Source organism: Streptomyces sp. NL15-2K (assembly GCF_030551255.1).
In the GTDB taxonomy this organism is placed as follows: domain Bacteria; phylum Actinomycetota; class Actinomycetes; order Streptomycetales; family Streptomycetaceae; genus Streptomyces.
The window spans coordinates 8,736,502-8,758,297 of record NZ_CP130630.1; the positions used below are offsets into that span (position 1 = coordinate 8,736,502).

The 21,796-nt window shown below is 70.9% G+C and carries 11 protein-coding genes; 9 read left to right on the forward strand and 2 right to left on the reverse strand.

Annotated features, from left to right (window positions below):
• Positions 1 to 5: 5 nt before the first annotated feature.
• Positions 6 to 2,978 (forward strand): BTAD domain-containing putative transcriptional regulator, encoded by a 2,973-nt coding sequence (locus tag Q4V64_RS39250; RefSeq protein WP_172629088.1) that lies wholly within the window; start codon positions 6 to 8, stop codon positions 2,976 to 2,978.
• A gap of 497 nt (positions 2,979 to 3,475) precedes the next feature.
• On the opposite strand, the gene Q4V64_RS39255 is transcribed toward Q4V64_RS39250, so the two are convergent.
• Positions 3,476 to 4,006, reverse strand: a complete 531-nt coding sequence (locus tag Q4V64_RS39255) for a hypothetical protein (protein WP_124438665.1) — start codon at positions 4,004 to 4,006, stop codon at positions 3,476 to 3,478.
• A 201-nt stretch (positions 4,007 to 4,207) separates the two neighbouring features.
• On the opposite strand from Q4V64_RS39255, the gene Q4V64_RS39260 reads away from it, so the two are divergent.
• The 6 genes from Q4V64_RS39260 (at position 4,208) to Q4V64_RS39285 (ending at position 15,706) form a co-directional block, all read left to right on the forward strand.
• On the forward strand, positions 4,208 to 4,723 hold the full coding sequence (locus Q4V64_RS39260; protein WP_303713999.1) for an ATP-binding protein: 516 nt from the start codon (positions 4,208 to 4,210) through the stop codon (positions 4,721 to 4,723).
• A gap of 510 nt (positions 4,724 to 5,233) precedes the next feature.
• The gene (locus Q4V64_RS39265) at positions 5,234 to 7,057 is read left to right on the forward strand and encodes a reverse transcriptase/maturase family protein (protein WP_172629628.1); all 1,824 of its coding nucleotides are present in this window, start codon (positions 5,234 to 5,236) and stop codon (positions 7,055 to 7,057) included.
• 135 nt (positions 7,058 to 7,192) lie between these two features.
• Entirely contained in the window at positions 7,193 to 8,893 is a 1,701-nt protein-coding gene (locus Q4V64_RS39270; RefSeq protein WP_124438659.1) for a TIGR02677 family protein, read from the forward strand.
• Positions 8,890 to 10,137, forward strand: coding sequence for a TIGR02678 family protein (locus Q4V64_RS39275; protein ID WP_124438658.1), 1,248 nt, complete (start codon positions 8,890 to 8,892; stop codon positions 10,135 to 10,137). The genes Q4V64_RS39270 and Q4V64_RS39275 overlap by 4 nt, the downstream gene beginning before the upstream one ends.
• Before the next feature lie 8 nt (positions 10,138 to 10,145).
• Positions 10,146 to 14,354 (forward strand): TIGR02680 family protein, encoded by a 4,209-nt coding sequence (locus Q4V64_RS39280; RefSeq protein WP_124438657.1) that lies wholly within the window; start codon positions 10,146 to 10,148, stop codon positions 14,352 to 14,354.
• Positions 14,351 to 15,706: a TIGR02679 family protein gene (locus Q4V64_RS39285; RefSeq protein ID WP_124438656.1), complete on the forward strand. Its 1,356-nt coding sequence runs from the start codon at positions 14,351 to 14,353 to the stop codon at positions 15,704 to 15,706. The genes Q4V64_RS39280 and Q4V64_RS39285 overlap by 4 nt, the downstream gene beginning before the upstream one ends.
• Before the next feature lie 26 nt (positions 15,707 to 15,732).
• Here Q4V64_RS39285 and Q4V64_RS39290 read toward each other — a convergent pair whose 3' ends face one another.
• The gene (locus tag Q4V64_RS39290; protein WP_253266835.1) at positions 15,733 to 16,401 is read right to left on the reverse strand and encodes a 4'-phosphopantetheinyl transferase superfamily protein; all 669 of its coding nucleotides are present in this window, start codon (positions 16,399 to 16,401) and stop codon (positions 15,733 to 15,735) included.
• Positions 16,402 to 16,628: 227 nt separating this feature from the next.
• Here Q4V64_RS39290 and Q4V64_RS39295 point away from each other — a divergent pair, with 227 nt between their 5' ends.
• Together Q4V64_RS39295 and Q4V64_RS39300 are read left to right on the forward strand one after the other, a co-directional pair.
• Positions 16,629 to 19,220, forward strand: coding sequence for a Pls/PosA family non-ribosomal peptide synthetase (locus Q4V64_RS39295; RefSeq protein WP_348540847.1), 2,592 nt, complete (start codon positions 16,629 to 16,631; stop codon positions 19,218 to 19,220).
• A gap of 13 nt (positions 19,221 to 19,233) precedes the next feature.
• Complete coding sequence (locus Q4V64_RS39300; protein WP_124438664.1) at positions 19,234 to 21,795, forward strand: amino acid adenylation domain-containing protein; 2,562 nt, start codon at positions 19,234 to 19,236, stop codon at positions 21,793 to 21,795.
• The last annotated feature ends 1 nt before the right edge of the window (position 21,796 follow it).

Below are 21,796 nucleotides of genomic sequence, written 5' to 3' on the forward strand. Positions count from 1 at the left end.
GGGACATGGTGAGTGCGCAGTACGAGTTCAAGATCTTGGGGCCGCTCGAGGTGCGGCGCGACGGGCAGCCGGTGCGCATCGGCGCAGCCAAAGTCCGGCTGCTGCTGGCTGCGTTGCTCGCCGAGGCCAATCAAGTAGTCACCGTGGAAACGCTGGTGAACCGGCTGTGGGGCGAAAAGCCGCCCAGCCGAGCGCGCAACACGCTGCAGAACTACGTCCTGCGCCTGCGTCGCGCGCTCGACTGTCCAGCGGGCGGTGCCCCCGTGCACACCCGCCCCCACGGGTACGTGATCGAGACGGCCCCTGACACTCTGGACCTGCACCGTTTCGCCGCCCTCGTCCGCCAGGGCCGTACGGCTCTCGAGGAGGGCGCGGCGGCGCGCGCGGCCCCTCTGCTGCGAGAGGCCCTGGGTCTGTGGCGGGGAGCGCCGTTGTCCGACCTGCCCGCGCACCTCCTCCAGGGCGTCGTACCGGCACTGGACGAACGGCGGTTGGACGCCATGGAGTTGCGGATCGACGCGGATCTGGCCCTTGGCCGGGCCGCCGACGTCCTCCCGGAACTGCGTGGACTCATCGAGGAGCACCCGCTGCGCGAGCATTTCTGGGCGCAGCGGATGCTCGCGCTTTTCCGCTGCGGACGACAGGGCGAGGCGCTGGAGTGCTACCGCGTGGTGACCGCGTTGCTCGCCGAAGAGCTGGGCGTCGCTCCCGGGGCCGGGCTGCGGCAGCTCCACCAGCGGCTGCTGGCCGCAGCCCCGGACCTGGACGAGGTACGGAGAGGGAAGACGGCCCGGCTGGCCAGGGAGGGCGATCTGCCGGTCGAGATGACGACGTTCGTCGGCCGCGAAGCCCAATTGGCCCAGGTGCGCGCCCTGTTGGGGTCCGCTCGGCTCGTCACCCTCACCGGAGTGGGCGGTGTCGGCAAGACGCGGCTCGCGCTGCGGGCCGCCGCGGACATCGCATCGTCCTTCGCCGACGGGGTCCGGCTCGCGGACCTTGCCCCGCTGAGCGACGCGGACCTCCTCGACCGGGCCGTCTCTGAAGCGCTCGGACTGCGTGACCAGTCGGCGCGGCCCGCCGCGGACACCGTCGTCGGCCATCTGCGCGACCGGCGCCTGCTGCTGGTGCTCGACAACTGCGAACACCTGGTGGAGCCGGTCGCCGCGCTGGTACTGAGGCTGGCCCGCGCGGCCCCCGGACTGCGCGTCCTGGCTACGAGCCGACAGCGTCTGGGAGTGCCGGGTGAGCACGTGCTGACGGTGCCCTCGCTCACTCTGCCGGGCGCGGACGTCCATGCCAACGGCACCGTTTGCCCCGAAGTCGAAGCCGAAGCCGGTGCCGACGACCCGCTCAGCCGCTTCGAGGCCGTGAGGCTGCTCGTGGACCGTGCCTCCGGCTCGGCCCCGGCCTTCCGGCTCACCGCCCGCAACCGTGCCGCGGTCGCCCAGCTGTGCCGACGGCTCGACGGCATTCCGCTCGCCATCGAACTCGCGGCGGTACGGCTGAGCGCGATCACGGCGGAAGAGATGCTGGAGCGCCTCGACGACAGGTTCCGCCTGTTGTCCGTGCCGCAGATGCGTACGTCGACCCGCTACCGGCAGACCCTTCGCGGCGTCGTCGACTGGAGCTACGACCTTTGCACCGAGGGGGAACGCTTGCTCTGGAACCGGCTGTCCGTCTTCTCTGGCGGCTTCGACCTGGAAGCGGCGGAATCGGTCTGCGCGGGCGAGGGCGTAGCCCGCGAGGATGTACTGAACGTGCTGGCGGGGCTGGTGGACAAGTCGATCGTGGTGGTCAACAGTTCTGGCGACCGCGCCCGGTACATCATGCTGGAGACCATCCGGCAGTACGGCCAGCAGCGGCTCGATGAGACGGGCTGCACGGTGCGGCTGCGTGTCCGGCACAGCGAGTACTACCGTGCGACGGCCGTACGGGCCGGCCGCGAGTGGTGCGGGCCGCGTGAAGTCGACTGGCTGATTCGGCTGCGCACCGAACTGCCCAACCTCCGGGCCGCCCTCGACTACTGCGCCACGCGGCAGGACCGGGTCGGGGCCGGAGTCGAGATCGCCGTCAACCTGGCTCGCACGCGGTGCTGGTTCTTCAGCAGCACGCTGGGGGAGGGGCGGCACTGGCTGGAACGCCTGCTGGGCCCCGGTCCGGATGGACCACACGCGCTGGCCGGACCGAATTCGGCGGACGCCGCGGTGGCAGGGGCGCCGGCGCTGGTCGCCGGGGCGCTGGCGATGAAGGCGTGGATCGCGCTGTGCCAGGGAGACAACCCCGCCGCCGAGACGTTCCTGGCCGAATGCCGCGCTGTGGCCCACGATCTGCCGGACGGCGCGTCGGCGGCGCCGGTGACGTACATCGAGGGAGCGCACGCCATGCTCGTACGAGGTGATCCGTCCTCCGTCGCACTGCTGGGCGAGGCGCGGGAGCGGTTCCACGCGGTCGGGCAGGGTGGGGATGCTCATATGGCGACGATGCTGTGGGCCATGGCGGAGGCGTTCTTCGGCACCGGCACCTCGGCCCGGGCGGTGCGTGACGTGTACGTCGCCGAGGCCGAGGCGAGTGGCGCTGAATGGGCCCGCACCTGGGCCCAGTGGTGCACGGGGCTCGTGGAGTTGCGGCACGGCGAAGCGGAGGGGGCCCTGGCCCCCCTGCGTGAGGCTCTGGCACGGCAACGGAGTATCGGGGACAGCTGGGGACCGGTCTGGGGCCTGGAGACGCTGGCCTGGGCGGTGGCGGCCACCGGCGACTGCACCCGGGCTGCATGGCTCCTGGGCGCCGCCCACCGCATGCGGCAGGAGACGGGTGTGGCGCTGATCGGTCTGCGCCCGTTCCACGAGGCGCACCTCACTGCCGAGCGCCGGGTACGCGCGTCCCTGGGCGCCGAGGAGTACACCGCGGGCTGGTCCCGGGGGGCGTCTGCTGAGGACGGTCTGCGACTCGCACTTGACGAGGGGGAGTTTCGGGTGTGACGGAGGCGCGGTCAGGCGAGGGCATCAGGGTTGGGCCCTGAACGGCGGTCCCCGAGCCCTGCCCCCGCTGCCGCCGGGGTGCGGTTCTCCCCGGCAGACCACTGGAAACCTGCAAGCCTGTGGAGCGATCCTCTTCCGCATGGAGATCGCCCCCCCAGTGGCAGTCTCTGCTCGCAGTGTCGGATGGCTCTCTCCAACCCCATAGGGTGACGCTCGATTGACGCTCCGGTTACTGACCACCGGCCCGCTGGACTCTGGAAACCTCGGCTGACCTGCAGTTTCTTACGGGAGTTTGCTGCGTGACGTGTTTTCTATGACGCATCATGTGGGGTGCGTGGCGATCCTTGAGCCGGTGGCTAAGGGCGCCTGACCTGCCGTTACTCCGGATATGTGTAGGTTCGCGCCACCGTCGTCATATCGTGCTGCGCTGACCTGTGGCTCTTGTTCGTGTCTCACGTGATGTCCCAGGGTCTGCGTCTCAGCTCGATGACATTTCCTCAGGCCGCGTCGCTCTGCTCGCCCTGCTCCCAGGTCTGATCGAACCAGGTGATGAAGTCCTTCACGGTTCCGACCCGGGCGATGCGCTCGTGGATGGCACGCTGATCATGGCCGGGGAGAAAGTCTCCGCGGTTGATCGGCTTGCCGCATCCGCAGCTGCACTCCCGGTTGTCCAAGGGGGAGTTGAAGTAGGTGATGGGGTTCTGCTGGGCGCCGTTCGGGGCGGGCTTGCCGACATAGTGGTCGTGGACCGGGTGGGCGGGCCCGAGAATGCGGCCTTCGAACGCGCGTCGCCCATGGGGAGTGTCGACGACGCGGTCGATCTCGATGGCCTGGCGGATGATCCCACCACCACTGACGGCGGCGAAGCGTTCTCGTTCGACGCGTTCTCCGGGCATCACCCAGGTTCCTCGGGCAATCTCGTGGAGCTGTCGGTCAGACAGTCCGTCGGTCCAACCGATCTGCGATCGCCCGAAGGGGGCCCGGGCTGGGTCGACGTCCTTCTTCTTGCCCAGGGTGATCTGAATCATTGCACCTCCTTGAGACCAGCCCTTAACGGGGCCGATGGGTCTAAGGCAGCCGAGCGAGGCAAGACCTTCAATCTCCCTTGAGACGGGGTCTCGTTGTATCTCGCAAACGGTCGTGCCCCGCGGTTAGAGCGAACGCAGTACGGCACGGGCGGGTTCGAGGGCGCAGTTTTCCGCGTCCGGCTGGTGCTGGAGGAAAGCGTCGTGTGCGTGGCAGTGCTGGACGCGCGCGTGGAGCGGCGGCCGGTGCCGTCGGAGGAGAAGCCGGACGAGGGTGGTCCGGGTCTGGTGATTGTCGAGGCGCTGGCGGAGAAGTGGGAAGTGAGGCTCCGGCTGGGTGGGGCGCACAAGACCGTCTGGGCCGAGGGTCTCACTTCCCTAAGCGTGACAAACTGTCACGCCCCGGTGTGCGTGTGGGCGGCCCACAGGGTGGGTGAGCTGACCGCCAACGCCGTACGGCACGGCCATGTCCCCAGCCGGGACTTCCATCTGCTCCTGCATGTGATCGCACCCTCCCGGACGGTCAGGATCGAGGTCACCGACACCCGTACCGACCAGACGCCGCCCGGCCCGGAGGCGCTGCACGCCGCCGGTGCCGAGGACACCGGCGGCCGAGGGTTGCTCCTCGTCGCGGCGCTCGCCACCCGCTGGGGCTGGCACCTCCGGTCCGAAGGGCCGGGCAAGACGGTGTGGGCGGAGTGCGCCATGGAAGCGCCTTGATGTATCCCCGGCTGAGTCGGGAGGAATTCGGAGAGTATTCCTGGACTGAATGACTTACCTGGAGTCGAAAGACAAAGGGGACCGTAGCATGTCAGGAAAGCGGTGGCCGGGTCCAGGTATCAGGGACGGTGTGCCGCGAGGCCCGCGCGATACGGCGAAAGCTGGATTGCCTGAACCCCAATCTCCAGTCGATTAAAATACGGATCCGCCGGAATGATACCCGAAACCGGCGCTGCCTCCTGCGTCGGTGACTTCTGCCAGCCGACGCAACTCCGGGAGCCAGGACGATTCCCAGCGAGGGCATTCAAGGAGATGAGTGGGGCGCCTAAGTCGCGCTAGACACGTACATCAAGACGAACCATGGGATCACCTAAAGGGCGCGAGCCCCATGGTGACGGAGTGTCCGTAGTAGTCGCAGGGGTAACGGCCTGCCGTGGGGTCCGGGAGAGCCGGAATCAGGGCGAAGGGACACAGGTGACATGGGATCCACAAGACCGGAAGGTATGCGTAATGCAGACTGCCGAAGCGGTACTTGAAATCCTCCGTGAACGCGGCAGGCGGAACCTGCCGTGCAACGAGCTCTATCGACAGATGTTCAACCCGCAGTTGTATCTCCTGGCCCACGGCCGCATCTACTCCAACCAGGGAGCGATGACACCCGGGGCCACGGGCGAAACCGCAGACGGCATGTCCCTGGAAAAGATCGGAAGCATCATCGATGCGTTACGCCACGAGCGGTTCCGCTTCAAACCGGTCAAGCGGGTCCTCATCCCGAAAAGGAACGGTAAGACGAGGCCGCTGGGCCTGCCGCCATGGACGGACAAGCTGGTGGGCGAGGTGATGCGCCTCCTCCTGGAGGCATACTTCGAGCCCCGGTTCTCCGACCACTCACACGGTTTCCGTCCCCGACGGGGCTGCCACACCGCACTGAGCGAGGTGGCACGCACCTGGACCGGGACAACATGGTTCATCGAGGGAGACATCGCCAAGTGCTTCGACTCACTAGACCATCAAGTGATGCTCGAAACCCTGGGCGAAAAGATCCACGACAACCGGTTCCTGCGGCTCGTGCACAACATGCTCAAAGCCGGATACCTGGAAGACTGGACCTGGAACGCGACGCTCAGCGGCACGCCGCAAGGCGGGGTTTTATCCCCGGTCCTGTCCAACATCTATCTGCACAAACTGGACGTCTTTGTCGAGACAGTTCTCATGCCGGAATACACCCGTGGGAAACTCAGGGCGAGAAACCCTGAATACCGCCGGGTCGAAGCGGCTGTCCAGCGAGCACGCTGGCGCGAAGACCGCGCCGAAGTGCGCGCCCTGCGCAAGCGGCTGCACACCCTCCCGAGCCAGGACATGTCCGACCCGGGATACCGCCGCCTGCGCTACGTGCGATACGCCGACGACACCCTCATCGGGTTCACCGGACCCAAGGCCGAAGCCGAAGAAATCAAACAGCGACTGGCCCAGTTCCTTCGAGACGACCTCAAGCTGGAACTTTCCCAGGAAAAGACGCTGATCACCCACGCCAGAACCGGCGCGGCACGATTCCTCGGATATGAGATCACCGTCCGCAGGGACGACCGCAGATCGGAACGGAAAAGAGGCCGCCGGCGACAGCGCCGGTCGACCAACGGAACCGTTGCGCTGCACGTCCCCAAGGACGTGATCAAGGCCAAATGTGCCCCATACCTGGAACGCGGAAAACCCGCGCGACAGCCCTCGATGCTTCACTACGACGACTACACGCTCGTCAACATCTACGGCGCCAGGTACCGCGGAATCGTTAACTACTACCTGCTGGCCGGTGACGTCTTCCGACTGAACCGGTTGCACTGGGTCATGCAGTCCTCGCTGCTGTGCTCCCTGGCGAACAAGCACCGCTCGACCATGTCGAAGATGGCCCGCAAGTACAAGGTCACCATCGACACCCCGGCCGGGCCACGCAAGTGCCTCCAGGCAGCCACCACCCGCGCCCCGAGCAGGAAACCGCTGGTCGCACAGTTCGGTGGCATTCCACTCCAACGGCACAAGGCCGCGGTCCTGACCGACCGCGATCCTGCCCAACGCCAGCCTCGGCGAAGCGAGTTGACAAGGCGGCTGCTGGCCGGACTCTGCGAACTGTGCGGACAGACCGCACAGATCCAGGTCCACCAGATCCGCCGACTCGCCGACCTCGACCGGCTCGGACAGACGCAGCCCGACTGGGCCGTCCTCATGGCCAGGAAACGGCGCAAGACCCTCATGGTCTGCCCGCCCTGTCACGAAGGCATCCACGACGGCCGCAAAGCCGCAGTTCACGGCAGTCACTGGAGAGCCCGTTGCGGTTAACGCCGCACGACGGGTTCGGGAGGAGGCCGCTGGGAAAAGGAACAGCTCCGCTGTCACCTCGCCCGGCGGCCCACCTCACGTGCGTGTTCACGACTCCCACATGAGCTCGTGAACGGGGTGGAAGAATGTGGCGAGATGACCTCCAGCGACTACACCCCGTTCGCCCACCTCACCGCCCCCAACGCCCCCCTCTACCGCCAGGTGATGCGCGCCTTCCTCACCGCCAAGGAGCGGTTCGCGGTGCATCTGCGGCCGGAGGACGTGTACGCCGCGCTGGACGCGGGGAGCCGGCCCGCCGATGTCGACGCGGTGGTGAAGGCGCTGGACAGTCTTGTCGGCTGGGGCAATCTGCGGGCCGATCCGGACCACGCGCGGGTGACGGCGGTCGAGGACTTCTACCGTCGGCGGTTCATCTACCAGCTCACGCGGGCCGGTGAGGCGGCCGAAGCGGCGCTGGGGACGTACGACGAGGTGCTGGGGCGGCGCGGCGAACTCCAGGCGGTCGCGCTGCACGACATCGTCACGCAGCTGCGGGCGCTTCTGGTGATCGCGTCGGAGGACGAGCCCGACCCGGCCAAGGCGTCCATCGCGCTGTCCGTGCTGACGACGCGGTTCACCGATCTCGCGGACAACGCCCGTGCCTTCATGGGCTCGCTCCAGCGGACCATCGACCTGCACGACATCGAGGTCGAGGCGTTCCTCGCGTACAAGGACCGGCTGATCCAGTACCTGGAGCGGTTCATCCAGGACCTCATCACGCTCGGCGGGCGGATCGCCCTGCTGATCGGGGAGTTGGAGGAGCGGGGCCGGGTCGGGCCGCTGCTGCGGCTCGCCGCCGCCCGCGAGGCCGCCGACGCCGCTCCCGAGGACGCCGAGCACGCGGAGGCGGCGGCGTACGAGAAGTGGGCCGGCCGGTGGTCCGGGCTGGCCCAGTGGTTCGTGTCGGGGGAGGGGCGTGAGTCGCAGGCCAGGCTGCTGCGCGGGCGGGCGCTCGGGTCGATTCCGCAGCTTCTGGCGGTGGTACGGCAGTTGAACGAGCGGCGGGCCGGGCGGTCCGACCGCTCGGCCGACTTCCGCACGCTGGCGCGCTGGTTCGCCCAGGCGCCGGACGACGCGGCGCGGCACCGGCTGTGGCGGGTGGCGTTCGGGCTGCACTCCTCCCGGCACCTCACGGTCGACGCCGACACCCTCGCCGAGCGAGCGGCCTCACCGGAGCCGGCTTCGACCCCGTGGAGTGAGGCGCGACCGCTGCGGATCAGCCCGCAGTTGCGCCGTACGGGCAGTTACGAGCGGCGGGGCAAGCCGCGCAAGGTGGCCGACCGGGGCGAGGCGAAGCGCAGGCTCGCCGAGATCGCCGCCCGGCAGACGGGGGAGGCCAGGCAGGCGCGGGAGCGTCTCGTTACGGGCGGGCCGGTGCGGCTGTCTCGGCTGGGTGAACTCGATCCGCTCGCCTTCCAGTTGCTCCTGCGCCTGCTCGGCGACGCGCTCGCCACCTGGCGGCCGGGCATGACGACCACCGTGGCCACCAGTTCGGACGGCTCGATGGAGATTCGGCTGACCGCTCTCGACGACGGCTCGACCGCCGAAGTGCACACCCCCGACGGGGTGTTCAGCGGACCCGACCACCTGGTCGACATCATCGACCTGACGGTGGGGGAGCGCGGCGGTGGCAGGGCCGGTGCGCCCGCCGGGCACGTTCCCGCCTCGGTCGAGCCGAGTCCGCCGATGTCCGTGTCCGCGTCCGTGCCCGTCCCCCGGCAGGGCGGCAGCCTCCTCCAGCCCTCCCAGCCCTCGCAGCCCTCCCAGGCCGCCCAACCCTTCCCGGAGAACCGATGACCGGCCCCCTCGCCGAGGTCCTCGACGGCCAGCGCCAGGCCGAACTCCAGCGGGCCGCGCGGGCGCTGCTGAAGGAGCCGCTGCTCACCGCCGACGGGCCGTACTCCGACGAGTTCCGGCTGGTGCGCCGGCACGCCGCCGAGCTGCGGGAGTGGTTCGAGCGCAACGCCGGCTGGGCGCTGCGCACGGACGCCGACGCCGCACGGCTGCGCAAGACGCCGGGCACCCTCACCGACGCCACACACCCGGCCCGCGAGGCCGCCCGGACCGCCCTGCCCTTCACCCGCCGCCGCTACGTCCTGCTCTGCCTGACGCTGGCCGCGCTGGAGCGGGGCGAGTCACAGGTGGCACTGGGACGCCTCGCCGAGCAGGTCGTCCTGGCCGCCGCGGATCCTGAACTCGTCGCTGCCGGGATCACGTTCACCTTGGAGCGGCGCGACGAGCGCCTCGACCTCGCGGCAGTCGTACGCCTGCTGCTGCGGCTCGGTGTGCTGCGGCGGGTGGCCGGCGACGAGGAGGCGTACGTCAGCGGATCGGGGGACGTGCTGTACGACGTGCGGCGGCGCGTGCTGGCCGGGATGCCCGCGTCCCGGCGGGGCCCCTCCATGGTCGAGGCCGAGGACTTCGACGAGCGCCTGGTGGAGATGACGGCGCAGACCGCGCTCGACAGCGACGAGCTCAGGTTCCGCGCGATCCGCTGGCAGCTGACCCGCCGCCTCCTCGACGACCCGGTGCTCTACTACGACGACCTCACCGACGACGAACTCGCCTACCTCACCCGGCAGCGCGGCTTCATCACCGCGCGGATCAACGAACTGACCGGGCTGGTCGCGGAGGTTCGCGCCGAAGGCATCGCCATGGTCGATCCGCTGGACGACCTCACGGACGTACGCATGCCGGAACAGGGCACGCACGGTCACATCACCCTGCTGCTGGCAGGGCACCTGGCGAGGGCCGCCGGGCCCGTCGAACCGGCGGAACTGGCGGCCCTCGTACGGGAACTGGCCGTGGAGCACGGCGGTTTCTGGTCCAAGTCGGCGAGGGAGCCGGGAGCGGAGCCCGAACTCGTGGAGCAGGCGCTGACGAAGCTGGTGGCCCTGGGACTCGCCGAGCGCACGGAACGGGGCGTCGTGCCGCGACCGGCCCTCGCCCGGTTTGCGGTCGGCGAGCCCGTCGTCAGGGATTCAGCGCCGGCCCGCCGTACGGCCGCACCGGCGGACACGACCGTGAAGGACGAAAGGTGAACCGCGCCGTGAGCGCCCTTCCCAGCCCCGCGCCCGGCCGGTGGCGGCCCCTGCGCATCGGGCTCGTCGACCTGTTCCACTACGACGTCGAGGAGTTCTGGTTCCGCGACGGCCGGCTGCTGCTGCGCGGCAACAACGGCACCGGCAAGTCGAAGGTGCTCGCCCTCACCCTGCCGTTCCTCCTGGACGGCGACCTCTCCGCCCGCCGCGTCGAGCCCGACGGCGACCCGGGCAAACGGATGGAGTGGAACCTGCTCCTCGGCGGCGAGCACCCGCATCCCGAACGGCTCGGCTACACCTGGATCGAGTTCGGACGGCTCGACGACACCACGGGCGAGGCGCATTTCCGTACGCTGCTGTGCGGGCTGAAGGCGGTCGCCGGACGCGGCATCGCCCGCCACTGGTTCGCGGTGACGGACCAGCGGATCGGCGACGGCCTCGACCTGCTGGACGCGACCGGAACGGCGCTGTCCCGGGACCGGCTCGCGGAGGCCGTCGGCAGTCACGGCATGGTCTACGACACGGCGAAGACGTACCGCAGAGCGGTCGACGAAGCCCTCTTCGGACTCGGGGAACGGCGCTACGGCGCCCTCGTCGACCTCCTGATCCAACTGCGCCAGCCCCAGCTGTCCAAGCGCCCGAGCGAAGCCGCCCTGTCCCGGGCCCTGACCGAGGCGCTGCCGCCGATGGACCAGGCGGTCGTCGCCGACGCGGCGGAGGCGTTCAGGTCGCTGGACGAGGAGAAGGAGGAACTGCGGGCGGCCCGCGACGCCGAGCAGGCCTCCTCGGCGTTCCTCGACCACTACCGGCGCTACGCCCGCCTCGCCTCCCGGCGCCGCGCCCGCCTGCCCCGCCGCGAACACGCCCGCTACGAGCATCTCCAGCGGGAAGTCATCAAGGCGCAGACGGACCGGGACCAGGCCGTGACGGACCGCGAGGAGGCCCGGGCAAGGGGCGCCGCACTCGACGAGCGGGCCGCACGGCTGGCCGCCCAGGACGCCGCACTGCGGTCCGGGCCCGAAATGCGTGACGCCCGCGCGCTCGACCAGGCGGCGGCCGACGCCTCCCGCACGGCCGCGGAACGGGCCCGGGCCGAGGCGGACCGACGGACGGCGGCCGAAGCACACACCCGCGCCCTGGGCCGGCTCGCCACCGCGGAAGACCGGCTCACGGCAGCCCAGGAGGCCCTGGACGACATCCGGGACCGCGTGGCGGAGAGTGCCGCGGCGGCCCGGCTCGACGTCCCCAGGACGCACGGAGCCCCCGACGCGGTCCTGCGCCGGGAGGCGGAGGAGGCGACGGCGGCCCGGCGGCGCGCCGTCGAGCACGTGGCGGAGCTCGTCACGCGGGCCGAGCGGGCCGAGGAGCAGCGCAGGGCCGCCCGGCTGCGCGCCGACGAGGCCGACGAGGAGGCCGTGCACAGCGGGGAGCGGCTGGCCGAGGCGGAAGAGAACGCCGCCGGGGCGGGGCGGGCGCTGGTCACGGCCGTGCGGGAGCACCTCTCCGGGTGCGTGGAGCTGAGGGTGCACGGGCTGCCGGGGGTCCTGGACGCGGTGCAGGACTGGGTGAGCGGCCTGGACGGCCCCCTGCCGGCCCGTAAGGCGGCGGCCGAGGCACATCGCACCGCCGCCTCCCACCTGGCCGACCGGGCGGCCCGACTGGCCCACCACGAGACGGCGACAGCGGAACGGCAGCGGCTGGCCGCCGAGGAGCTGACCGCCCTCGAAACCGGCGGGGAGCGCGGCCCGTCGGCTCCCTACACCCGCACGCCCGATGTCCGGGACCGGAGCCTCGGCGCCCCGCTGTGGCGGCTCGTCGACTTCCGCCCGCACGTCACCGAGGCCGACCGCGCGGGACTGGAAGCCGCGCTGGAGGCGTCGGGGCTCCTCGACGCCTGGGTACGGCCGGACGGCTCCGCGGTCGCGGCGGACGGCCACGACGTGCTGCTCGACCCGGTCGGGCTGCTCGGCGGAGCCGGCCTCGACCGCGCGCTGTGCCCGGCGGTCGACCACACGGACGTGGGGGCCGCCGCCGTGGGGGAGGAGACGGTCGCGCGCCTGCTCGCCTCGATCGGGCTGGCCGGCAGGAACGGCGACCGCCCCGGGGCAACCTCGTGGGAGGCCGGCGGCCACGACACCTGGGTCTGCGCGGACGGGCGCTTCCGGGTCGGCGCGCTCACCGGAAGCTGGGCCAAGGACAGCGCCCAGTACGTGGGAGAAGGCGCGCGGGAACAGGCACGCCGCGCCCGGATGGGTGAACTGCGCACCGAGATCGACGCTTTGACGGCGGAACGGGAGCGCCTGGCCGAGGAGTCCCGCGCCGTGGCCGGGCGCCGCGCCGTGCTCGACGCCGAACTCGCCGCGGTACCGGGCGACGACGACCTGCGTCATGCGCACGCCCGCGTCACCGCCGCCGCCGACGCGGCCCACCGGGCCCGTGCCCGGCAGGACGAGCGGGCCGCGGAACTGGCCCTGGCGGCGGAGCGGGCCGACCGTGCGGCGGCCGAACTCGCCGAGACCGCGGCCGACCTGAACCTTCCCTCCGACCGGACGGCACTGGGCGCCGTGCGCCAGGCGCTCGCCGACCACACCGCGCTGCTCGCGGCGCTGTGGCCCGCGCTGCGCGAACGCGCGGACGCCGAACGCACGGTGACCGGCGAGCAGACGGAGACCCGCCGGGCCGAACTCCTCGTGTCCGAACTCGCGGAGCGCGCGACGCAGGCGGTCCGGGTCGCCGCGGCGGCGGACGAGCACCTCATGACACTCCGCTCCACCGTCGGAGCGGCCGTCGCCGAACTCCAGCGGCGGCTGGAGGAGACGGCCGGGGCGGCCCGCTCCTGCGAGAGCGAAAAGCGGCAGGCTCAGGCGGACTTCGGTGACGCGGACCGGCGGGCCAGTCGTGCCGAGGGGCGCATCGAGCGGCTCGCCGAGGACGTCACCGAGGCGACCGCCGCGCGCGAGGAAGCCGTCGCCGCTCTCCAGCGGTTCGCCTCGACGGGGCTGCTCGCCGTCGCCCTGCCCGACGTCGACGTACCGGACGACGACTCAGGGGCATGGGCGGCGACCCCCGCCGTCGCTCTCGCCCGCGCCGTCGAGTCCCGGCTCACCGCGGTCGACGACTCGGACGCGGCCTGGGAGCGCGTCCAGAAACGGCTGAGCGAGGAGTTCGGCAGGCTCCAGGACGCGCTGTCGCGGCACGGCCACACCGCCACCGCCCGTCCGAGCGAGGACGGCATGCGGGTCGACATCGTCTACCAGGGCCGCGAACGGGCCGTGCCCGAACTCGCCGAGGCACTGGCCGTCGAGGTCGCCGAACTGACCCGCATCCTGTCCGCACGCGAGCGGGAGATCCTTCAGACCCACCTCATCACCGAGGTCGCCGGGACACTCCAGGAACTGATCGGAGCCGCCGAACGACAGGTGAACGCGATGAACAGGGAACTGGAGGAGCGCCCGACCTCCACGGGAATGAAGCTGCGTCTGGTGTGGCGGGCGTCCCGCCGGGCCCCGCAGGGACTGGCCCAGGCACGTGAGCGACTGCGCCAGTCCGCCGACGCGTGGTCGCCCGAGGACCGGGCCGCGGTCGGCGCGTTCCTCCAGGAGCAGATCGCCCGCCGGCAGGCCGACGACAGCGCGGGCAGCTGGCTGGAGGACCTCACCGCCGCCCTCGACTACCGGGCCTGGCACGAGTTCGGTGTCGAACGTCACCAGCACGGCAAGTGGGTGCCGGCCACCGGACCCGCCTCCGGCGGTGAACGGGTACTGGCCGCGTCCGTGCCCCTGTTCGCCGCCGCCTCCTCCCACTACGCGAGTGCGGGCGGCGCCCACGCCCCGCGCCTGGTCACCCTGGACGAGGCGTTCGCCGGCGTCGACGACGACTCGCGCGCCAAGTGCCTCGGCCTGCTGCGCGCCTTCGACCTCGACGTCGTCATGACCAGCGAACGCGAATGGGCCTGCTACCCGCAGGTACCGGGCATCGCCATCGCTCAGCTCTCCCGCGTCGACGACATCGACGCCGTACTGGTGACGCGGTGGGAGTGGGACGGCAGCGACCGGCGACGCGGCCCGGAGCCCGGAGCACGAGCGGACGCGTCGACGGCGGCTTCCCACGCCGACGGGTCCGGCGAGGCGGCCGACGGGCAGGTGAGTCCCGTCGGCGATCCGGGGCGGATCATCTTCATCGACAGCCCCGGCGAACAGGAGTCCTTGTGGACATGAGTCCCGCGGCGACTCCGTCCGTCCCCAGCGGCGGGCTTCCGGGGGCCGGACGAGGGACACCGGAGGACGACGCCGTAGTGGATGTGGCGCCGACCGCGCTGCCACCGGTCGCAGACCAGGCCGGCATCGACACCGAGCGTCTTGGCCGTCTGCTCGGTGATCCCGGCCTCGCCTGGCTCGTGGACCGCGCCCGGCAGCGGATGGCACGCGGGCGGCCGCTCACCGGCTCCGTCATCCTGTCCGGCCCCGACGAATCCCAGCGCCGGGCCGCCGAGCGTCTGCTGGGACGGGCGCCACGAGCCGGTGGTTCCCTGAGCGTTCGCCTCGACACCGTGGACGCGATCCTGCGGCGCTCCGGTGTCAGCCGCGACGGACTGGCGGCCGCCGTAGTGGCCCTCACCGGCCCCGTCACACTCCGTTCGGAGGTGCGGGACAGGGAGGAACGAGCCTGGGAGGAGGCGTACGCCCCGCTCGGCACCCTCGACGCGGAGCTGGCCGACTGGGCCGAGCGGATCCGCGGGGACGGTCTCGTACGACGCCTCGCCCGCACGCCGGAAGCGGCCGGCCCCTTGGTGGAGGCTGCCGTGCGTGCGCTGCGTGCGCTGCCCGTGTCACCTCCGACGTCGCGAGCGACGTTCGCGGCACAGAACCTCTCCGGCGCCCATGCCCTGGACGAAGGGACACCGCTCGCCACTCTCGTCCTGTCCGGGATCCGTTCCCTCACCGGCTTTCCGGACGGTGCCGGTGCCGCGTGGCGGCGGGAGGCATGGGCTTCGGCGGGTCTGCTCAAGGACGACCTGTCATCGACCGTCCTCACCCTCAACCTGCGCGGTACTCCATCCCTCGACTGGATGGCCGACGCGGGTGAGCCCGCGGTACTGACGCTCCGCTCCCTCACCCGTCGCACACCGGTTGCCGCCGTCCCGGCCACGGGAACCGTCCACGTCTGCGAGAACCCGGCCGTGCTGTCCGCCGCCGCCGACGCCTTCGGCCCGAAGTGTCCGCCGCTGGTGTGCCTCCAAGGGCAGCCGTCGGCGGCCGCCCTCACCCTGCTGCGCGACCTGTCCGCGCAGGGGGCCGTCCTTCTCCACCACGGTGACTTCGACTGGGGCGGGATACGTATCGCCACGGCGCTGAGGCGCAGCCTCCCTTGGCGACCATGGCGCTACACGGCCGCCCACTACCGGGCAGCGGTGACCAGGGTGGCCGAGGCCCCCGACCTGACGGGCCCGCCCGCCGCGACTCCGTGGGATCCGGACCTGGCCGTCGCTCTCGCCGAGTGCGGTGTTCGGGTCGAGGAGGAAGCGGTGCTGGACGACTTGCTGGCGGACCTGGGGCCGGGGACCCGTTGAGGTGCGCTCCGAAACGCGGGGCGTGGTTACGCGCGGACAGCGCGGCGAGCCCAAAGCGCGCATGCTCCCGCATACCCTTCCGGCACCGCCACATCCCCCAGCGCCCACCCCGGCGGGCCGGTGCCGGGCCTGAGCCCGGTACCCACGTAGTCCCGTGCGAGATCCCGTGAGAGGCCGGTGCCGATCGCCTTGAGGTACGCCTCCTTGCGCGCCCAAGTACGGGCGAACGCCACAGGCTTGGTGTGATCGGGTTCAGCAGCCAGCTCGGCCGCTTCCTTCCGATGCAGGGAGGACGAGAGCTCCGCGACCACCTCAGGCCGGGGAACCTGTTCGATGTCCACGCCCACGGGCACATCGGCGATCCCGATCAACACGACATCGCCACTGCGGGAGATCGAGAAGTGGGCGTCTGCGCCGCGAACCGCAGGTTTCCCGTGCGGGGCGCCGCAGGATGGGCACGGTTCTCGAACCAACCGCACCGCGTCGGCGGTGACTCCCAGGCGGGCGCCCAGCAGCACCCGTACCGCCACATGCGCAACGACGTAACGCCGGCGGTCCTCGAGCCGACTGAAGGCTGCCGCACGTCGTCGTTCCGCCGGGTCGAGGACGCGGGGAGCGAGGCGGGCCGCGCGCTCCCCTTGATTCAGTGCGTTGACGAGCCACAGCGAGAGCGTGCTGCCCCAAGGGACCACCACGGTGTCAACGTACGACGCCCCACGAGAGCGGTCCAGCCGGAAAGTCTCTGTGACCTCCTCACGAGAAGTTTCCGAATGAGGTGATCTGTCCGCGTCCCGACGCCGAATCAAGAGCATGGGTGGTTCTCTTCCCGGGAGCTGACATGGTGGACAAGCCGGTGGAAACCCTGCCCTCCGTTCCGGAGGAATCCACAGCCCTCTTGGACGGGGACGGTGAACCGGCCGCAATGGAGAAGACCCTGGCCGCGGTGCTGGCCGCGGTCGTGCGGACCGAGCACGTGCCGGTCGACGGTCACTTTTTCAACGAACTGGGTGCTGACTCGTTGGTGATGGCGCACTTCTGCGCGCGGGTCAGGAAGCGCCCCGATCTGCCGTCGGTGTCGATGAAGGACGTCTATCGGTACCCGACGATCAGGAGCCTGGCGACAGCGCTCGCGGACGCCCCGCCGCCCGCTCCCCGGGCGGAGTCGGCGGCCGTGGCACCGGGAAGGGAGTCGTTCCCGGCATCCGCCACGGCCCCGGCATCCGCCACGGCCCCGGCATCCGCCACGGCCCCGGCATCCGCCACGGCCCCGGCATCCGCCACGGCCCCGGCATCCGCCACGGCCCCGGCATCGGCCCCGGCACCGTCTCCGGTGCCGGCTCAGCGCCCGGCGGGCATGCCGCAGTACGTCCTGTGCGGTGTGCTGCAGTTCCTGGCCTTTCTCGGGTACGCCTGTCTCATCGCCTTCGGCACCGCCCGGGGCTACGAGTGGATCTCCGCCGGGTCGGGTGTGCTCGACGTGTACCTGCGGTCCGTCCTGTTCGGCGGTGCGGCCTTCCTGGGGCTGTGTGCCCTTCCCGTCCTCGTGAAGTGGACGCTGGTCGGCCGGTGGAAGCCTCGGCAGATCCGTGTCTGGAGCCTTGCGTACGTCCGCTTCTGGATCGTCAAGACGCTGGTTCGGTCGGATCCCCTGGTGTTGTTCAGCGGCTCGCCGCTCTACCTGCTCTACCTCAGGGCACTGGGCGCGAAGGTCGGACGCGGTGCCGTGGTCCTCTCCCGGAGCGCGCCGGTGTGCACCGACCTGCTCACCATCGGCGACGACACGGTCATCCGGAAGGACTCGTCCTTCGCCTGTTACCGGGCCCACGCCGGACTGATCCAGACGGGACCGGTCACCCTCGGCAGGAATGTGCTGGTCAGCGAGGCCACGGTGCTCGACATCGACACATCGCTGGGGGACGGGTCCCAGCTCGGCCACGCCTCTTCGCTGCACCGTGGGCAGGCGGTGCCCGCCGGCGAGCACTGGCACGGGTCTCCGGCACAGCGGACCGACGTCGACTACCGAGTGGTGGGGCCGGCCCGCTGCGGTGCGGTACGCAGGGCCGCACACAGCGTTCTGCAGCTGCTGATCGCACTGAGCCTGTACGTGCCGTTCGCGGTCGGCGGCGTGGTCGCCCTGCTCGTCGAGATCCCGCAGCTCAGTACCGCTCTGAAGCCGGGGCCCGCGGTCTTCGCCGACGGGGCGTTCTACCGCGACACCCTGGTGTTCTCCTTCGTGCTCGTCTTCGGCGCCGTTCCCGCCGGTCTCGTCGTCCTGAGCACCGTTCCCCGCCTGCTCGGCCTGACCCTCCAGCCGGGCAGGGTCTACTGCCTGTACGGCTTTCACCACGGGGTGCACCGGACGATCGCGCTCCTGACCAACTGGAAGTTCCTCAAGCGCCTGTTCGGGGACAGTTCCTGCATCGTCCACTACCTGCGGTGGCTCGGATACGACCTTTCCCGGGTCGAGCAGACCGGGTCGAACTTCGGCACGGAGGTGAAGCACGAGACGCCGTTGCTGAGCTCCGTCGGGCGCGGGACGATGATCGCCGACGGCCTGTCGATCATGAACGCCGACTTCTCCAGTACCGCGTTCCGCGTGTCCCGGGTGTCGATCGGCCCGCGCAACTTCCTCGGCAACAGGGTCGCTTACCCCACGCGGGGCAGGACCGGCGACAACTGCCTCCTCGCGACGAAGGTGATGGTGCCCGTCGACGGGGAGGTCCGCGAGGGTGTCGGGCTGCTGGGCTCGCCCAGCTTCGAGATTCCGCGTTCGGTCCTGCGGGACAGCAGGTTCGACGGGCTCAAGCGCCGTGAGGAGCTGCGGCGCCGCCTTGCCGCCAAGAACAGGCACAACGCCGCCACCATGGGGTGGTACCTGCTGACGCGTTGGATCTACGTCTTCGCTCTCGCCCTGCTCACCTCAGGAGCCGCGGAGCTGTACGGGCCGCTCGGCGTGTCGGCGATCGCGCTGGCCGACGTCCTTGTCGTGGTGTTCACCATCGCGTACTTCGTGCTGGTCGAACGCGTCGTCACAGCGTTCCGTCCCTTGGGGCCGCTGTTCTGCTCGATCTACACACCGGACTTCTGGCGGCGTGAGCGCTACTGGAAGGTGCCGTCGGAGACGTACCTGAAGATCTTCAACGGCACCCCGTTCAAGAACGTGATCTGGCGACTGCTGGGGGTGCGGCTCGGCCGCATGGTCTTCGACGACGGCTGCTATCTGACGGAACGGGCCATGGCCGCCATCGGGGACGGCTGCACGCTCAACTCGGGGAGCGTCGTCCAGTGCCACTCGCAGGAGGACGGCGCCTTCAAGTCCGACCGGACCACGATCGGCTCCGGCTGCACGCTCGGTGTCGGCGCTTTCGTCCACTACGGCGTGACGGTGGGCGACGATGCGGTGCTTGCCCCTGACTCCTTCCTGATGAAGGGAGAGGTGGTCCCGCAGGGGGCGTGGTGGGGCGGGAATCCGGCGAGGCCGCTCCGCTCGCAGGGCGAGGAGGAGGGGAGGTAGCCCCATGACACCGATGACAACGACTGCCGAGGCCGGCCGGGAGTTCTGGCAGTGCGTGCTCACCGCCGGCGGGGTCACCACGGTCCCTCGGTGGACCCTCGACCCGGTGCCCCGCGTCGCCGAGCACGAGGCGACGCTTCCCGAGGATCTGGTGGACGCGTTGAGCCGCCTGGCGGACGATCTGGCGGTACCCCTCCGCTCGGTGTTGCTGGCCGCGCACGCCAAGGTGCTCGCCGCTCTGTCCGGGGAGCACGAGGTCACGACCGGTTACGTCGCCGTGCGGGGCGGCCGGCCGCTGCCCTGCCGACTGACCACAGAACCCCACTCGTGGCGGACGCTGGTGCTCCACACCCACCGGGCCGAGTCGGAACTGCTGCTGCACATGGACTTCCCGGTCGACGGTCTCAGGCGTGAGCTGGGCCTGCCCGGACCGTCGACCGAGGCCGTGTTCGATCCGACCGGCGACGGAGGCGAGCTCGCCGGTGATGCCGTACTGCGGCTGGAGATCCCGCGACGCGGCGATCGGCGAACGCTGCGGCTGCGGTACAGGACCGACGCGCTCGACGCGGACAGCGCCGCGAGGATCATGGGCTACCACCTCACCGCGCTCACGCTGATCGCCGCCGATCCGGACGCCGCGCACGGCCGGCAGAGCCTGCTCTCCGCCGAGGAGCGCCGCTTCCAGCTCGAAGAACTCGCCGGACCCCGCCGGGAGCTGCCCGACCACCGATTCCACGAACTGTTCGAACAACGCGTCAGGGCGCACCCGGACGCCGTAGCGGCCGTACGCGGCGACCAGCGGTGGACCTACCGGCAACTCAACGCACGGGCCAACCGGCTGGGGCGGGCCCTGCTGGCGCGGGGGCTCGGCCGCGAAGGCGTCGTCGCGGTGGTGACCGAGCGGAACCTGGACTGGATGGCCGCCGTCCTCGCGGTCTTCAAGGCCGGCGGGGTGTACCTGCCCGTCGAGCCGCACTTCCCGGCCGACCGCATCGCGACCATGCTCTCTCGTGCCGGGTGCCGGCTCGTGCTGACCGAGCCGGGCAGCACCACGATGCTCGACCGGGCCCTCGACGCGCTGCCCGCGGTCCGGGCGCTCTCCGTCGACGCGGCCTACGCGCAGGGCCACCCGGACTCCGACCTCGGCGTCGGCGTCGCACCGGACCAGCTCGCCTACATCTACTTCACCTCCGGCTCCACCGGAGAGCCCAAGGGAGCCATGTGCGAGCACGCGGGCATGCTCAACCATCTCCACGCCAAGATCGACGACCTGGGGATCGGCGAGGGACGAGTGGTCGCCCAGACCGCGCCCCAGTGCTTCGACATCTCGCTGTGGCAGCTGGCCTCCGCGCTCCTGGCCGGCGGGCGGACCCTGCTCGTGGAACAGGACGCGATCCTGGACGTCCCGCGGTTCGTCGACACGATCGCCCGCGGCGGGGTCGGCGTGCTCCAGGTCGTGCCGTCGTACCTCGACGCCGTGGTGTCCTACCTGGAGCGGCACCCGCGCGAGCTGCCGGATCTGCGGTGCGTGTCGGTCACCGGCGAGGCGCTGAAGAAGGAGCTCGTGCAGCGCTGGTTCGCGGCCCGGCCCGGTATCAGGCTGGTCAACGCGTACGGGCTGACCGAGACCTCGGACGACACCAACCACGAGGTGATGGACCGGGTACCGGACACCGAACGGATCCCCCTCGGCCGCCCCGTCAACAACGTGCACGTCTACGTCGTCGACGAGCACCTGTCACCGGTGCCGTTCGGCGCCCCCGGCGCGATCGTCTTCTCCGGGGTCTGCGTCGGCCGCGGCTACGTCAACGACCCCGAGCGCACCCGGCAGGCCTTCATGGCGGATCCGCACCACGCGGGCCGGCGGCTCTACCGGGGCGGCGACTACGGCCGCTGGGTACCCGGAGGCAAGCTGGAGTTCCTCGGCCGCCGGGACACCCAGGTCAAGATCCGCGGATTCCGCATCGAGATCGGCGAGGTCGAGAGCGCCCTGCTGCGGGCGCCCGGGGTCCGCGACAGTGCGGTGGTGGCCGTCGAGGGGGCCGGGCAGGGCGGGCGTCTGGTGGCTTTCTACTCCGGTCAAGGTCCACTGGAGGACGGCATCCTCACCGACTGGCTGGGCCGGTCGCTGCCCGTGTACATGGTCCCCTCGGAGTTCCACTGGCAGGAGAGCCTGCCCGTGACCGCCAACGGCAAGGTCGACAGGAAGGCGCTGACCGCACTCGCCGCACAGCTTGACGCCGTGCTACCCGACGTCGGATCCGGCGGCACCGAGCCCGACACGGTCGAGGAAGACCGCGACGCGCCCCGCACGCCGACCGAGCGTCGGCTGGCCGCCCTGTGGGCCCAGGTGCTCGACGTCCCGGAGTACACGATCCGCCGACCCGACCACTTCTTCGACCGCGGCGGCACCTCTCTCGCGGCGGTGCGGCTCGCGATCGCCCTGGACCGTGCCGTGGACATCGCGGACATCACGCGCCACCCCGTCCTGGCCGACCTGGCCCGCATGGTCGACGGCAGGTTCGAGCCGCCGCAGACGGTGCCGCGCTTCGCCGGGCCGCCGGCTTCCTCCTGAA